This window comes from Pseudoalteromonas luteoviolacea (assembly GCF_018100925.1).
Classification (GTDB): Bacteria; Pseudomonadota; Gammaproteobacteria; order Enterobacterales; family Alteromonadaceae; genus Pseudoalteromonas; species Pseudoalteromonas obscura.
Genome location: NZ_JAGJEH010000005.1, coordinates 129,852 through 144,966 on the forward strand (window position 1 = coordinate 129,852; position 15,115 = coordinate 144,966).

A 15,115-nucleotide genomic window follows, 5' to 3' on the forward strand; every position below is an offset into this window, starting at 1 on the left:
GTGATCCATCCTACTGCAATTATTGAGCCTGGCGCTAAATTAGGAAACAATGTCTCGGTTGGACCTTACAGTTATATTGGTAATGATGTCGTTATCGGTGACGACTGTAAAATAGAATCGCATGTAGTGATTAAAGGCCCAAGTGAGATAGGTTCAGGAAACCATATTTTCCAATTCGCTTCGGTAGGCGAAGCCTGTCAAGATAAAAAGTACAAGGATGAACCAACCAAATTGATTATTGGTGACAACAATGTGATCAGAGAGTGTGCAACGATCCACCGTGGCACTATCCAAGATCAAGGTGTGACCATCATTGGTAGTAACAACTTATTCATGGCGTATACCCATGTAGCACATGATGCTGTCATCGGTAGTAACGTAATTTTTGCGAATAACGCAAGTGTTGCTGGTCATGTTCATATTGGCGATTGGGTTATTCTAGCGGGTAATTCTGGTGTACACCAATTCTGTAAAGTGGGCGCTCACGCCTTTGTTGGTATGTACTCAGGGGTTAATCAAGATGTCCCGCCTTTTGTAACGACCACAGGCACACCAGCAAGACCAGTTGCTATCAACACTGAAGGCTTAAAACGAAGAGGGTTTGAGCCTGACGAAGTAATGGCAACGCGCAGAGCATACAAAACTTTGTTCCGCAAAGGACTTAAATTGGATGAAGCTGTCGCAGCATTACAAGATGAGGCAAAGCAATTCCCAGCAGTGCAACAAATGATAGACTTTATTGCGACATCAGAACGCGGATTAGTTCGCTAATCCAAGCATGCTCTTTGTCGCCTTATTGTAATTTATCAGATAACAAAGAGCTGGTTCTGATATAATAACGCCATACTTAGTATGGCGTTTTTTATTTTCTAGAAGAACAAAAATGGCAAACGAAAAATTAATCACTGTCGGTATCGTCGCAGGCGAGTTATCTGGCGATATTCTTGGCGCAGGCCTGATCAAGGCATTAAAAAAGCGCTTTCCTAATGCTCAATTTGTAGGTATCGCAGGCCCCAAAATGCAGGCGGAAGGCTGTCAAAGCTTATTTGATATGGAAGAGCTGGCTGTTATGGGGCTTGTGGAAGTTCTCGGGCGCCTTCCTAGGTTACTTAAGATCCGCAAAGAGCTGGTAAATTACTTTATCGACAATCCACCAGATGTGTTTATTGGCGTTGATGCACCTGATTTTAACCTTCGTGTTGAGAAGCCACTCAAAGCAGCTGGCATTAAAACCGTTCAATACGTGAGCCCATCAGTGTGGGCTTGGCGTCCAAAGCGTATCCATACTATTGCAGAGGCAACAAATCTGGTTCTATCGTTACTTCCATTTGAAAAAGCATTTTATGACAAATACGAAGTGCCGTGTACATTTGTAGGTCATACATTAGCAGATGAAATTCCACTTGAATCAGATACACGGGCTGCAAGGCAAGAAATCGGGTTAGATGAGTCAGACACTGTGCTGGCGTTGCTGCCGGGGAGCCGAGGCTCAGAAGTTGGGCTACTGAGTGAGACCTATTTACTGACAGCAAAACAGTTGGTAGATAAAATTCCAGACTTAAAAATTGTCGTTCCTTTGGTCAATGAAAAGCGTCAAAAACAATTTTCCCAGATACTGAATAAAGTCGCGCCAGAGCTGAGACCTATCTTATTAGATGGTAAGTCTTCATTGGCTATGAGCGCAGCAGATGCGGTGTTGTTGGCGTCGGGTACGGCTACCCTAGAAGCCATGCTGTATAAAAAGCCAATGGTGGTTGGCTATCGCCTAAAAACCCTAAGCTACAAGATATTTAGCACATTCTTCACGTTTAACATTAAACACTTTTCACTGCCTAACTTGTTGGCTGATGCGCCGCTTGTTGCTGAGTTTTTACAAGATGATTGTAACCCTGATGCGCTAACAGATGCGCTGTTGCCGTTACTAAGAGGGGATAACTCAGCCTTGATAGAGCGCTTTTATAAAATACATAAAGACATTCGTTTGAATGCCAGTGAACAGGCAGCGGTTGCTGTTGCGGAGGTTATAGATGCAGATTGAGCGTCCAGAAGTTAATCATATTGCAGGTGTAGACGAAGTAGGGCGTGGTCCTCTTGTTGGTGATGTGGTGACTGCCGCAGTTATTTTAGATCCGTCCAAACCAATTGAAGGGCTAACAGACTCTAAAAAACTCTCTGAAAAGAAACGCAATGCGCTTGCTGAGGAAATCAAAGAAAAGGCACTGTGTTACTGTATTGCCCGTGCAACTGTCGAAGAGATTGATGAGCTGAATATTTTACACGCCACCATGTTGGCGATGAAACGTGCAGTAGAAGGTTTAAAAATCCCTGCTGAGTTTGTATTTGTAGATGGCAATCGCCTACCTGATATCTCAGTCCCTGCACAAGCTGTGGTCAAAGGGGATAGCTTAGTAGCCGAGATCAGTGCCGCGTCTATTTTGGCTAAAGTGACACGTGATAACGAAATGATTGAACTAGATGCGCAATATCCAGAGTTCGGTTTTGCTGGTCACAAAGGCTATCCGACCAAAGCGCATTTTGCAGCACTGGCTGAGCATGGTGTTACGCCGCATCATCGAAAAAGCTTTAAGCCTGTACAGCGCATCCTAGCGGAGCAGTCGTAATCATGCCAACGCCTAATTTTGTACATTTACGCGTACACAGCGATTTTTCTATGGTAGATGGCTTGGCTAAAACCAAGCCGATTGTGGCTCGAGCCCAAGAGCTTGAAATGCCAGCCTTTGCAATTACGGACCAAATGAACTTATGTGGTTTGGTACGTTTTTATGGTGGAGCTCATGGCGCAGGGATCAAGCCAATGGTTGGCGCAGATCTTTGGCTTAAAAGTGATGAGTTCCCTGAAGAACCTTGCCGGATAGTGGTTTTAGCAAAAAACAATGAAGGTTATAAAAACCTGACATTGCTGATTTCAGAAGCCTTTTTGCGTGGTCATGTGTTTCATCGCCCAGTCGTCGACAAAGCGTGGTTGGCACAATATAAAGAGGGGTTGATCCTTCTCTCTGGTGCGAAAGATGGCGATGTCGGAAAGGCGTTGCTCAAAGGCAACCCGCAGCTTGTAGCAGACACGCTCGCATTCTATGAAGAACACTTTGCAGATCATTATTATTTGGAGCTTCATCGTACTGAACGTGAGCAAGAAGAAGAGTATTTGCACGCCGCTGTTGCTTTGGCAACTGAGCGAAACCTACCTGTTGTAGCAACTAATGAAGTGGTCTTCTTGCATGAAGAAGACTTTGAAGCGCACGAGATCCGCGTTGCTATTCACGATGGTTACACCCTAGAAGATAAAAACAGACCTAAACGCTTCTCTAAGGAACAATATCTAAAAACGCCAGAGCAAATGGCTGAACTGTTCAGTGATATTCCCGAAGCCCTTGAGAATACAGTTGAGATCGCCAAGCGTTGTAATGTGACGGTACAACTAGGCACATACTTTCTACCAGACTATCCAACTGGCGATTTAAAAATTGACGACTTCTTGGTTAAGGTGTCAGAGGATGGCCTTGAAGAGCGTTTACAGTTTTTATTCCCTGACGAAGAAGACCGCAAAGTTAAGCGTGTCGAATATGACGATCGTCTCAGAATTGAGCTAGATGTAATCAACCAAATGGGATTCCCAGGTTACTTCTTGATCGTAATGGAGTTCATCCAGTGGAGTAAAGATAACAATATACCTGTTGGTCCTGGTCGAGGATCGGGTGCAGGTTCACTGGTTGCTTATGCACTCAAAATCACAGATCTTGACCCACTTGAGTTCGACTTACTATTCGAACGATTCTTGAACCCCGAGCGTGTATCAATGCCGGACTTTGACGTTGACTTCTGTATGGATAGACGAGATGAGGTAATCGATCATGTTGCCAAACTATACGGGCGTCAAGCGGTATCACAGATCATCACATTTGGTACCATGGCGGCCAAAGCCGTAATTCGAGATGTAGGTCGAGTACTCGGACATCCTTACGGCTTTGTCGATCGTATTTCAAAGTTAGTACCGGGCGATCCGGGTATGACACTTGCCAAAGCTTTTGAAGTCGAACCAAGGCTGCCAGAAGCTTATGATGGCGATGATGAGGTTAAAGAGTTAATCGATAAATGCCGCATCCTAGAAGGCTGTACTCGTAACGCAGGTAAACACGCAGGTGGTGTTGTTATCTCGCCAACCAGTATTACTGACTTTGCCGCACTTTATTGTGACGAAGAGGGTAAATTCCCTGTTACGCAATTCGATAAAAACGACGTAGAGACTGCCGGTCTGGTTAAGTTTGACTTCCTTGGTCTAAGAACCCTGACGATCTTACAATGGGCGTTGGACATGGCCAATGAGCGCTTGGCGCGTGAAGGAAAATCATTTGTCGATATAAATGCCATCCCACTTGACGACCATGCCAGCTTTGAAGTGTTACTCAGAGCCGAAACAACCGCCGTTTTCCAGCTAGAATCGCGTGGTATGAAAGATCTTATTCGCCGTCTAAAGCCGGACTGCTTTGAGGATATGATCGCACTGGTTGCACTTTTCCGTCCAGGCCCTCTGCAATCGGGGATGGTAGATAACTTTATCGACCGTAAGCACGGTCGAGAAGAAATATCATTTCCAGATGCACAATATCAACATGAGAGCTTGGCTCCAATTCTAGAGCCAACCTACGGGATCATCCTGTATCAGGAACAGGTAATGCAGATCGCGCAGGTATTAGCGGGCTATAGCCTCGGCGGCGCTGACTTATTACGTCGTGCGATGGGTAAGAAAAAACCTGAGGAAATGGCAAAGCAGCGTTCAACCTTTGAAGAGGGATCAATAAATAACGGTGTTGACGGCGAACTTGCAATGAAGATCTTCGATCTTGTAGAAAAGTTCGCGGGCTACGGCTTTAACAAATCTCACTCGGCTGCCTATGCGCTTGTTTCTTATCAAACGCTATGGATGAAAACCCACTTCCCCGCAGAGTTCATGGCCGCTGTTATGTCGGCAGATATGGATAATACCGATAAAATCGTCACCTTGGTTGATGAATGTGAAAATATGAAATTGACCTTGTTGCCACCTGATGTAAATGCAGGTGTGTACAAGTTTGCCGTTAATCTACAAGGGGAAATTGTTTACGGTATTGGTGCTATAAAAGGGGTTGGAGAAGGCCCTGTAGAGGCCATACTGGAAGCGCGTGAACAAGGCGGTGAGTTTAAAGACCTATTTGATTTCTGTGCACGTGTTGATCTGAAACGATTGAACCGTCGTGTAATTGAAAAGCTTATTTATGCGGGCGCACTAGATAAGCTTGGTCCAGAGAAAAAGCAAGGCGGCCGTGCCACATTATTGGCAAGCTTAAAAGACGCTATGAAGTCCGCTGAGCAGCACCACAAAGCAGAGCAACTTGGTCAGTCTGACTTATTTGGATTGCTCGCCGTTGAACCAGATGAAGTGGCACAGGCATTTGTACATGCACCGCCGCTGAGTGACAACGAATGGCTACATGGTGAAAAAGAGACCCTTGGGTTATATCTGACCGGTCATCCAATTAATCAGTACCGCAAAGAATTAAAGCATTATACTTCAGGTAAGTTAGTGGATTTGCAGCCTACTAATAGGGATATGCAATCGACTGCTGCAGGACTTGTCATTAACGCCCGGACGTTAATAAACAAAAAGGGTAATCGCTGGGGATTGATCACGTTAGATGATAAGAGTGCGCGTATTGATGTCCGCTTCTTCCCTGAGCAGTTTGAAATGTACGAAGAGTTGCTACAGGTCAATCAAGTATTGGTGATCACCGGTCAAGTGAGCTTTGATAATTTCTCTGGGGGGATAACCATGACCGCTAGAGACGTGAATACCATTGCTCAAGCGAGAGAAAAGCGCATCAATGCACTTAAAATGACGCTCAGCATGACGCAAATTGACGCCGACTTTGGTGAAAATTTAAAACGTGTACTAGAGCCATATAAGTTTGGTACGTGCCAAGTGATTATAGAATACCATCGACCCGATGCGACGGCTGATTTGACGTTAGGTACACAGTGGTGTGTGACCCCCAGTGATGAGTTGATCCGAGCGTTGAAAAAGCTCACTGGGCAAGAAGTTGAATTGATCTTCGATTAATTCAGCTCAAAAGCGAGATACAAAAAAGGCCACCAAGTGATACTTGGTGGCCTTTTTAATTTGTGTTCTATTTAGTTACAGTAACCAAATGACATTAAGCGCTGATATCTTTGCTCTAGCATTTCTTCTTGGCTTAGCTTAGAAACCGCATCAAGATCTTTTAGGATCTGTGCTTTTAGGTTTCTCGCCGCAGTATCGTAATCGCGGTGTGCGCCACCTAGCGGCTCAGATACGATTTCATCGATAAGGTTATTGTCTTTAATACGCTGTGCAGAAACACCCATGGCTTCAGCTGCAAGCGGTGCTTTTTCTGCGCTTTTCCAAAGGATTGATGCACAACCTTCAGGTGTGATTACAGAGTATGTGCTGTAACGTAACATGTTTACTCGGTCACCGACACCAATGGCAAGTGCACCACCAGAACCACCTTCACCGATAACACTACAGATTGTAGGTACTTTTAATGCAGCCATCACTTTTAAGTTCATTGCGATAGCTTCACTTTGACCACGCTCTTCTGCACCGATACCCGGGTATGCACCCTGTGTATCAATTAATGTGATAACAGGCATTTTAAAACGCTCTGCCATTTCCATTAAACGCTTTGCTTTACGGTAACCTTCTGGACGTGGCATACCGAAATTACGTTTGATTTTCTCTGCTGTGTCGCGGCCTTTTTCCTGTGCGATAACCATAACAGGCTTGCCGTCCAATCGTGCTGTACCACCAATGATCGCAGGATCGTTTGCAAATGCACGGTCACCTGCAAACTCGTCAAATTCTGTAAACATGCGCTTGATGTAATCGCTTGCGTGAGGGCGCATTGGGTGGCGAGCAAGTTGTAGTAGCTGCCATGGGTTTAGTTCTGAGTAAATTTTTTCAGTAAGCTGAACGCTTTTTTCCTTTAGCTTGCTGATTTCTTCTTCCAGACTTAGGTCCAAAGAACCTGAGCGACTAACAGCTTGTAGCTCTTTAATTTTTTGCTCTAATTCAGCTACTGGAAGTTCAAATTCTAGATAATTTAAGCTCATTTTCTAACCTATCTGATAATTTTTTAAAGTTTGTCTCGGTTTTATGTAGAGAGTACAGATTCAAAATGCCGTGACTCAGTTATTTTTCAGCATAATATTCAGCATAGTCTAATGTGCTAAATGGAGCTTAAACTAAGTGTTAGTATCGCTTATTTAAGTCAGTTTTTGCAGAAGATAGCGTATTTTAGCTACATTTACCTTCTTCATTTTTTAACTGTTTTTCCTTCGTGAAGGCGAGTTCTCTGTCATCACATACAATTTTATGCACATTATACTGCCCCGAGCTGCATCTTGAAAACAGACCAGCAAGATAATGCGACTTTTTAAACATAAGTAGGGATTTACCTAGATTTTAGCACTGATGTCAATTAATTTCGGGTTTGTTTTATCGATGTAAATATTGAAAATACCTTTTACAATAAATCAATGTCAGTTCACAGCAATTGGTAAAATTGTTTTTTTGTATAATTAAGTTGCTGTGGCGTTTAAAGCCTAGCCTATTTGAGAAACAAAATTATATATCTCTGAGAGAATAATATTACTTAAACCAAGGGCAGGTTTTGAACAAGCGCTGATCTGGCGCACAATAAAGTAGCTGTCATCGTATATCGCATTGCAATTTAGGGAGGATCAGGTATAACGCACGGGATTGTTAGAGGAAATAGTATGGAATCGACCAACGTTTATAAAAAGTTTGTCACCGCGCTTGAGCAGCAAAATCATAATCGCACACAGCAGCGGCTATGTGTTGCGTTATCCGGCGGGGTTGATTCTGTGGTACTACTACATTTATGCCATCAATATGCCAAGTTAAAAGGAACGGTCAAACTTGAAGCCATCTATGTTAATCATGGTTTATCTGACAATGCTTTGATGTGGCAGCAGTTTTGTACACAGTTATGCGCACAGCTGGCAGTTCCCTTTCGTGCAGTTAGTGTAGATATACAAACTAAATCTCGTACCAGCTTGGAAGCGCAAGCAAGGGATGCGCGTTATTTAGCACTGGATACGCATGCCAGTAAAGACGCAACTTTAGTACTTGGACAACATGCTGACGATCAAATTGAAACGTTATTAATTCGCCTCAAACGTGGCTCTGGCTTACAAGGGCTAGGAGCTATGCGAGCAAAAACGCAGCTAGCTAGCGGTCGGTATTGTATTAGGCCTTTGCTGGATATAGAGAGAAAAGATATCGAAGCGTTTGCTCAAACCTTTTCATTGACACACATTGAAGATGAATCAAACCACAGCGACGTATTTGACAGGAACTTTTTACGCAATCAAGTGATCCCACTTTTAAAATCTCGTTTTAGTGGCTTTGTGCCTAGTGTTTTGAGGTCAATATCGATATTGCAAGCGCAGCAAGCTTTGATCGATGAGATCGCCCAAAGCGACTTAGAATCATGTAGCGACAAAAAGCAGCTTGATATCGCACGATTAACAGGGTTGTCAGCACTAAGGCAAAGTAATGCTGTTCGAGCTTGGTTTGCCAAACAAGGTATCAGCATGCCGTCTCAAAAGCAGTTGGCACAAATTCTTGACCAAGCGATTAACGGACGAGAGGACGCACAAGTGAATATCCTGCTGCGTTCTGGGTCAGTTAAACGCTACAACGCTTTGCTGTATTGGGTACCAAAAAATCACATTGAGTTGGCCGACATTGAGAATATTAGCCTAACCGCTGAGATGAAATTGGCTGATGGGCGTACATTGCTTACGATTTCCAGTGAGGGTGTGAGAGCGCCGCTAGCAACAGAGTCTGTGACCATTCGCTTCGGGCGCACAAACGAAAAAATAAAGCCATTTGGCAAACCCGGTCGTAACTCCGTAAAACATTGGTTGAAAGAAGCTAAAGTGCCCAGTTGGGAGCGCACGCAAATACCCATGGTTTATTACAATGATACGCTCGTTGCGGTAGCTGGTTATTTTATTAACTCAGATTATGCCGAAAAGTCGGGCATTAATTGGCAGATCCAAGATGCAGAATAACAAACAAATTGGCCAGTCTCTGGCAAATAAGGCACCCATTGTTGTCATTACATGTGTGGCGATTTTTATATTATTGTCGCTCTGCTCACCACTAAATTGGCTAAATCTCTTGTTATCACTTGGTGTCGGGTCGCTGTCTGCCGGGCTTTTGTTAGCGTATTGGCATGGTAAGGGCGGAAGTTACTTTATTTTAGGCCTGTTAGCACCTATGTTGTCTATCGTATTAAGCGAGCTTCCCGATTTTTGGTCGTTGGGTTGGGTGATAAGTGGATTTTTCTGTGGTTTTGCCATGTTCCTTTGGCTATTTAAACTGCTATCTAGTCAGCGTTAAGGGAGGTACTTACCAATTAGGGGATGGTAAGTACCGAACATGCTAGACCGCCCGTGCGCAATTTCTGCCTGCTTGTTTCGCTTTGTATAAACCACTGTCTGCTCGGGCAAAGATTTCATTTGAACAATCTTGACTCGACGCCAGTGTAAAACCAATACTGGTGGTAACTTGGTGTTTAGCCAATAGGCTATTATTGTTGACACGTTGCATGATGCGTTCAGCAATGACTTTATTGGTTGTAAATGCAGGATCGTCAATTAAAATCGCAAACTCATCTCCGCCAAACCTGAATACGGCATCAGTTGCTCGAATACTTGACGTTAAGATGTTGGCAAAGCCAATGAGTACTTCATCACCTTTTTTGTGGCCATATTCATCGTTCACTTGTTTAAAGTTATCTAGGTCTAGCAGCATCAAGCTAAAATTACGGTGTTGTCGGCGACTACGCTCAAGCTTGGTGTCCAGGTACTCATTAAACTGGCTGCGATTATATAGCCCGGTCAGTGTGTCTTTCGTTGCTAGTTGCAACACTCGGTGGTACATCAAGGCATTTCTCAATGGATAGAGCAGACAGGCATGCAGCTGCATTAAGCGTGCGCGTATCGTGCCACTGAGGCTGTATTTGCTAAAATACACTAGTTGCCCTAAGTGCTGACCGTCTAGGTCTAGATCAAATGTATAAGGTTTAAGCTGGTTGTCACCTTGTTGAGTTTGAAACAGTCCTTGATTGGAATGAAACTGCAGCCCTGCAAGATCAGTTATGCGCTTAACGTAGGAAGCAAAGATATCTAAAATACCATTGACCTCTAGCGTTGTTTGCAGCTTTTCAACGAGCACATTGGGTTGTTCAGGCGCCTGCGATACGTACTGCTCGGTGGCGAACGGAACATAATCACCGCGCGTAGGCGTTCGTTGTGCCAAAATATGGACATTTTCCATCTGGTAATTCCCCTAATTACAACATTCCCGAACATATAAGCGAGTTTCGTGCCAAAAAATTAAACTGGCTGAAAAACAGTTGGTTGCTATAGTTAAATTGTATGAAAAATAATCCAAAACAATTCTTTGACACTTAGGGGGCAGTTTGCAGCAAAATTTTGCCGGGCTTTTTTCCGATAAAATCATCGCCGGGCTCATGAACGCCGTACATGGTCATTTTGCCGATGTTGTCGCTCTTCTTTTATGTGCGGTAATTTTGGTTTGGTCATTTAAAAGGGTAGGGCTGCCGCCGATCTTAGCCTATTTACTCACTGGTTTGGTCGCCGCAGGTTATGGCTTGATAGATAACAGCCATGAGATCCATTTAATCGCGGAAGTGGGAATTGTTTTTTTATTGTTCAGTTTAGGTTTGGAATTTTCTATCCCGAAGCTAATGGCCATGCGCAGTGTGGTATTTGGCTTAGGTAGTGCACAGGTCTTGCTGTCTATCTTAATTGGAACATCGCTGGTTTCGTTATTTGGCTTTAGTGGCTCTGAATCCCTCATGATTGCCTGCATTGTTTCGCTATCCTCAACAGCTGTCGTCGTAAAAATCATGAAAGAAAGCGGTATGTTGAATATGCGTAAAGGCCAGCTTGCAATAGGGGTTTTACTGTTTCAAGACATTGCAGTAGTGCCTATGCTGATTATCTTTCCGCTCATGGCGAGTACTGACAATCAAGTTTTAGTTGGCGCGCTGGTCTTAGCTTTGGCTAAGGGCGCTTTTGTGTGTTTACTACTATGGGCAATTGGTAAGTGGATACTACCTAAAGTATTCAATGAAGTTGCGCTGGCTAGGACCGATGAACTGTTTGTTTTAACGACGCTCGTGGTCGCTTTATGTGCTGGAGCGCTTACTTATGCATTTGGATTATCAATGGCTCTGGGGGCATTTTTGGCAGGTATGATGCTCGGAGAGAGCCAATACCGGCATCAGCTTGAAGCAGAAATAAGACCATTTAGAGATATTTTGATGGGGCTGTTTTTCGTGACCGTCGGCATGCAATTAGATGTGGCTTATGTGATAACAGCATTTGGCTATATTGTGGCGGCACTTGCTGCGTTGTTGTTGGCTAAAGTAACCATTATTTATTTTAGCGCTCAGTTGATGGGGGAGAGGAAAAGAGATGCCCTGGCATCCGGTGTGATGCTTTGGCAAATGGGGGAGTTTGGTTTTGTGTTGGTTGCCCTAGCAGGACAGCATAATTTACTAACCCCAGATACTGCCTCATTTTTGATTGCACTGGGTGTTTTATCTATGGCTCTTACCCCGTATTTAATTGGAGAAATAGAGCGGCTACTTAAATTGTTCAAATTAGATGGTGAACATAAATCTGATTTTTCTTATGCTGGATTTAAAGAAAACACAGTGAAAGATCATGTGGTGATCTTTGGTTATGCCCGGGTTGGCCAAACCATCGCGCGATTTTTAAAACCAGAAGCAATCCCTTATATTGCCATTGAGCGCAATCCAATTATTGTACAAGAAGCACAAACCGCGGGAGAGCCTGTTATATTTGGCCATGCGGGACAAAAGGCCATTTTAAAATCGGCTTGTGTCAATAAAGCGCGGTTGGTGATTGTGACCATGGATGACTTTGAGCAAAGCCAAATCGTGATAGATGCTTTGAAGCACTACGCCCCTGAAGTAAAAATCTTGGTAAGAATGCAAGATGACACCCATTTGGAGGACTTAAAGCAACTGGGTGTGACAGAAGTGGTTCCGGAGTCTTTGGAGGCAAGTCTCATGCTGGTTTCTCATGTACTTTATATGTCAGGGGTGCCGATGCGTCGAATATTTAAGCGGGTGAGTAAAGAGCGGCAGAATCGCTATGAATACCTCCATGGCTTTTTTACTGGCAGCCCGGATGAAATGAACGAGTATGGGAACAATCACTCTAGCTTTGTGACTGATAGATTAGAGTATTTGCATGCGGTTGCGCTGCCCGAAGACGCTTATGCAGTGGATAAAACCATATCAGAGCTACAACTCGTTAGACATAAAGTAGTGGTTAAGGCGCTCAGGCGTGACGGTATTGAAATTTCCATGCCTGATGAAGATATTTTGCTGCAATCGAGCGATGTGCTATTGCTTAAAGGCAAACCTCGGCGGGTAGAGCGGGCTGAGCAGTTTATTCTAGACGGTTTGCCTTAATCTAACTCTAAAAATGCTTTAATTTCGTCCAACCGCTCGAGCCCGTCTTGATACCCGATATTAATGAGCTCTTGGGTATAGCTTTTTTCAAACAACAAGTAACTGGTTAAACTCGATTGAGAGTGCTTTTTCACACCAATGGTTCTCAGTAGGAGTTTCACTGCAATGGGCAGGTCGTCGTAAAAATCGATCGCCAGTTCATTGAAGTTATGTGATGGATTGACAATAAGTGTATCAACGCGTTTTAACTCTTTATGTTTATCTCTGGCTGGCAGCAAGCTGAGTGTGCGATTGACTCGTTCAAGTCGCTCTAAATCCGACTGTAAAGTATCGCTGAAAATACTATCTAACAAGTGGCCTGCGACCACGGACATACCCGGGAAATGAGGCTCATAGCCTAGGGGCTGTTGTACTTTTGGTTGTTCAACACCAATGATGAATATTTTGCTGGCACCTAGGTGTATTGATGGGCTCAAAGGCGAGAGCTGGTGGATTGAGCCGTCGCCATAATAGTTATGTTTGACTCTAACACTTGGAAACACCATGGGAATGGCGCTAGAAGCCATAAGGTGATCAATATTCAACTGCGTTTGAATGCCTTCGCGTTTAGCGCGCTGCCATGGCTTGGCTTCTTTTGACTGAAAAAATGCCACCGATTTTCCACTTGAGTAACTCGATACGGTCACTGATAAAGCATCAATAAAACCACGTTGAATATTTCGGTCAATTCTCGCTAAATCAAGCACCTCTTCTAGCAAGACGCGTAACGGGGTGTTATCGAGCAAACTGGCTGGGGGGTGGTTTAAGTAATCAGCTTGAAAACTGCGCATAACGTTATTAAATAAGTGTCCGAATGCGCCGAGCAATGTACTTTTATACACCATGTTGGTATGAAAATTTTTCCAGATCCATTCAATTTTTCGAATGGCGAGGTGCATGTTAGAGGAGTAGCACGCAAGGCCGGTGGAGTTGATAGCCCCGGCAGATGTCCCATTGATAATTTTAAATGGTAGGGGGGCACTTCTGGGTAAACTCAGCGCAATGGCCTTGAGTACACCCACTTGATATGCCGCTCTCGCTCCACCACCGGTAAGTAACAACGCGATATGCGGCTTGCCAATTTTACACTGTACTTTTTTCATATTTGTTCCTTCGAAGTAGGGTGTAAGTTGCAACGATAAAAACAAGTCGCTTTCTTATACTATAATCAATTGATGACGAATGTATATTTTACATCTCTTATAAATATCAGCCTGTTACGTAATTTTGACAAATATTAAGTGGTAAAAAAGTGTCATGATTATGTGGTTTATTGTCGATTTGGTGCTTGTTTGCGCGGGTGTTCATGTAATTGTCAGCAAATCGGTGCGAGTTTGAGATAAACTCTCGTTAATGCGCGTTGACGCAGATGAGATATCTTTTAGTTTGTGTTTTAATTACAAGGTGCCGCTGAGGTAAATGCCTTAGCTGCCGAGTTTTTTAAGCGAATTTTACGGAGCCTCCATGTCAGAGCACAGTTCAGCAGAACCAAGGACAAATAAAAAGCCTTCTAACAGTCAATTACTTCTTGCGGCAATCGCAGTGGTTGCCTTGATCATTGTGGCTGTATTTGTATTAGCGAACAAAGATAGTAAGCCCGCAGAAAATACAAAATTTCGACAGGATGTCGTCGTGCCTGAAGAAACCCCTAAAACCGTTGTGAATACAGCGCGTCAAGAAGCTGAGCAAAATAAGTCAGCTGAGGTTGCACCAAGTGTTGAGCCAGAACCCGTTGATGAAGAGCCAACGGTTTCTCAAGTGACTGAACCTGAGCCAAGACCTCAAGAGCCAGTTGAACCTGTGCTACCAAGTTTAGATGACAGTGACAATAGTGTGCGTGACACAGTTGCAAACTACTTGAGCAAACAGGCGATGGAGCTGCTGGTAACAGAAGATATGGTTAGGCGCAGTGTGGTATTTATTGACAACTTAGCGCAAGGTAAAGTAGCTAAAAAACATTACCCTGTGAGTAAACCAGCCGATAACTTTATGGTCATTGAAGATGACTTAATTATCACTGATCCGAATAGCTTTGAGCGCTACACGCCTTATGTAAATATGTTGAACTCAATGAGCACAGCGCAACTTGTGCGTTTATATGAGCAGTATAAGCCGCTTATCAATGAAGCTTATGAAGAGATTGGCTACAACGGTGGTGAATTCGATTATACCTTACAAGAGGCACTGGGCGAGTTACTTGAAACGCCTATTCCAGAGTCAAACTTGCCGCTTATTCAAGAGTCAGTGACCTATAAGTATGCTTACGCAGAGTGGGAACAGTTGTCTGATGCACAGAAACTATTCTTGCGTATGGGCCCTGAAAATATGAAAAAAGCCAAAAAGCGCCTACAAGCTTTTCAGCGTGCATTGGCTAACTAGTACAAATTTAATACTTAAATAATCAAAAGCTTGCTTACTTGCTTAAACAAACAGCAAACGAGCAAGCTTTTTTAGTTTTCGCTTGCATCCCAGTAAGA

11 protein-coding genes are annotated in these 15,115 nt (G+C 43.7%); 8 read left to right on the forward strand and 3 right to left on the reverse strand.

What is annotated here, in order from left to right; genetic code table 11:
• From lpxA to dnaE, 4 genes are all read left to right on the forward strand, one after another.
• Complete coding sequence (lpxA, locus tag J8M00_RS12070; RefSeq protein ID WP_211010477.1) at positions 1-771, forward strand: acyl-ACP--UDP-N-acetylglucosamine O-acyltransferase; 771 nt, start codon at positions 1-3, stop codon at positions 769-771.
• Between the two features lie 112 nt (positions 772-883).
• On the forward strand, positions 884-2,038 hold the full coding sequence (gene lpxB, locus J8M00_RS12075) for a lipid-A-disaccharide synthase (protein WP_211010478.1): 1,155 nt from the start codon (positions 884-886) through the stop codon (positions 2,036-2,038).
• Complete coding sequence (gene rnhB / locus J8M00_RS12080; protein ID WP_023401864.1) at positions 2,028-2,621, forward strand: ribonuclease HII; 594 nt, start codon at positions 2,028-2,030, stop codon at positions 2,619-2,621. The genes lpxB and rnhB overlap by 11 nt, the downstream gene beginning before the upstream one ends.
• A gap of 2 nt (positions 2,622-2,623) precedes the next feature.
• Complete coding sequence (dnaE, locus tag J8M00_RS12085) at positions 2,624-6,115, forward strand: DNA polymerase III subunit alpha (protein WP_211010479.1); 3,492 nt, start codon at positions 2,624-2,626, stop codon at positions 6,113-6,115.
• A gap of 71 nt (positions 6,116-6,186) precedes the next feature.
• Here dnaE and accA read toward each other — a convergent pair whose 3' ends face one another.
• Positions 6,187-7,146: an acetyl-CoA carboxylase carboxyl transferase subunit alpha gene (gene accA, locus J8M00_RS12090; RefSeq protein WP_211010480.1), complete on the reverse strand. Its 960-nt coding sequence runs from the start codon at positions 7,144-7,146 to the stop codon at positions 6,187-6,189.
• Between the two features lie 666 nt (positions 7,147-7,812).
• Here accA and tilS point away from each other — a divergent pair.
• Together tilS and J8M00_RS12100 are read left to right on the forward strand one after the other, a co-directional pair.
• Positions 7,813-9,135, forward strand: coding sequence for a tRNA lysidine(34) synthetase TilS (gene tilS / locus J8M00_RS12095; protein ID WP_211010481.1), 1,323 nt, complete (start codon positions 7,813-7,815; stop codon positions 9,133-9,135).
• Positions 9,125-9,466, forward strand: a complete 342-nt coding sequence (locus tag J8M00_RS12100) for a hypothetical protein (RefSeq protein WP_211010482.1) — start codon at positions 9,125-9,127, stop codon at positions 9,464-9,466. Before tilS ends, J8M00_RS12100 begins: the two co-directional genes overlap by 11 nt.
• A gap of 42 nt (positions 9,467-9,508) precedes the next feature.
• On the opposite strand, the gene J8M00_RS12105 is transcribed toward J8M00_RS12100, so the two are convergent.
• A complete protein-coding gene (locus J8M00_RS12105) occupies positions 9,509-10,405 on the reverse strand; it encodes a GGDEF domain-containing protein (RefSeq protein WP_211010483.1) in 897 nt (298 codons plus the stop codon).
• Between the two features lie 196 nt (positions 10,406-10,601).
• Here J8M00_RS12105 and J8M00_RS12110 point away from each other — a divergent pair, with 196 nt between their 5' ends.
• A complete protein-coding gene (locus J8M00_RS12110; RefSeq protein WP_211010912.1) occupies positions 10,602-12,599 on the forward strand; it encodes a monovalent cation:proton antiporter family protein in 1,998 nt (665 codons plus the stop codon).
• Here J8M00_RS12110 and J8M00_RS12115 read toward each other — a convergent pair.
• Positions 12,596-13,741: a patatin-like phospholipase family protein gene (locus J8M00_RS12115; RefSeq protein WP_023401871.1), complete on the reverse strand. Its 1,146-nt coding sequence runs from the start codon at positions 13,739-13,741 to the stop codon at positions 12,596-12,598. The two genes, J8M00_RS12110 and J8M00_RS12115, sit on opposite strands and share 4 nt — an antisense overlap.
• A 361-nt stretch (positions 13,742-14,102) precedes the next feature.
• On the opposite strand from J8M00_RS12115, the gene J8M00_RS12120 reads away from it, so the two are divergent.
• Entirely contained in the window at positions 14,103-15,017 is a 915-nt protein-coding gene (locus tag J8M00_RS12120) for a DUF3014 domain-containing protein (RefSeq protein WP_211010484.1), read from the forward strand.
• The last annotated feature ends 98 nt before the right edge of the window (positions 15,018-15,115 follow it).

Coding starts and splice junctions, on each gene's coding strand:
- lpxB (WP_211010478.1), top strand. CDS start 884: ATGGCAAACGAAAAATTAATCACTGTCGGTATCGTCGCAGGCGAGTTA.
- rnhB (WP_023401864.1), top strand. CDS start 2,028: ATGCAGATTGAGCGTCCAGAAGTTAATCATATTGCAGGTGTAGACGAA.
- dnaE (WP_211010479.1), top strand. CDS start 2,624: ATGCCAACGCCTAATTTTGTACATTTACGCGTACACAGCGATTTTTCT.
- accA (WP_211010480.1), bottom strand. CDS start 7,146: ATGAGCTTAAATTATCTAGAATTTGAACTTCCAGTAGCTGAATTAGAG.
- tilS (WP_211010481.1), top strand. CDS start 7,813: ATGGAATCGACCAACGTTTATAAAAAGTTTGTCACCGCGCTTGAGCAG.
- J8M00_RS12100 (WP_211010482.1), top strand. CDS start 9,125: ATGCAGAATAACAAACAAATTGGCCAGTCTCTGGCAAATAAGGCACCC.
- J8M00_RS12105 (WP_211010483.1), bottom strand. CDS start 10,405: ATGGAAAATGTCCATATTTTGGCACAACGAACGCCTACGCGCGGTGAT.
- J8M00_RS12110 (WP_211010912.1), top strand. CDS start 10,602: ATGAACGCCGTACATGGTCATTTTGCCGATGTTGTCGCTCTTCTTTTA.
- J8M00_RS12115 (WP_023401871.1), bottom strand. CDS start 13,741: ATGAAAAAAGTACAGTGTAAAATTGGCAAGCCGCATATCGCGTTGTTA.
- J8M00_RS12120 (WP_211010484.1), top strand. CDS start 14,103: ATGTCAGAGCACAGTTCAGCAGAACCAAGGACAAATAAAAAGCCTTCT.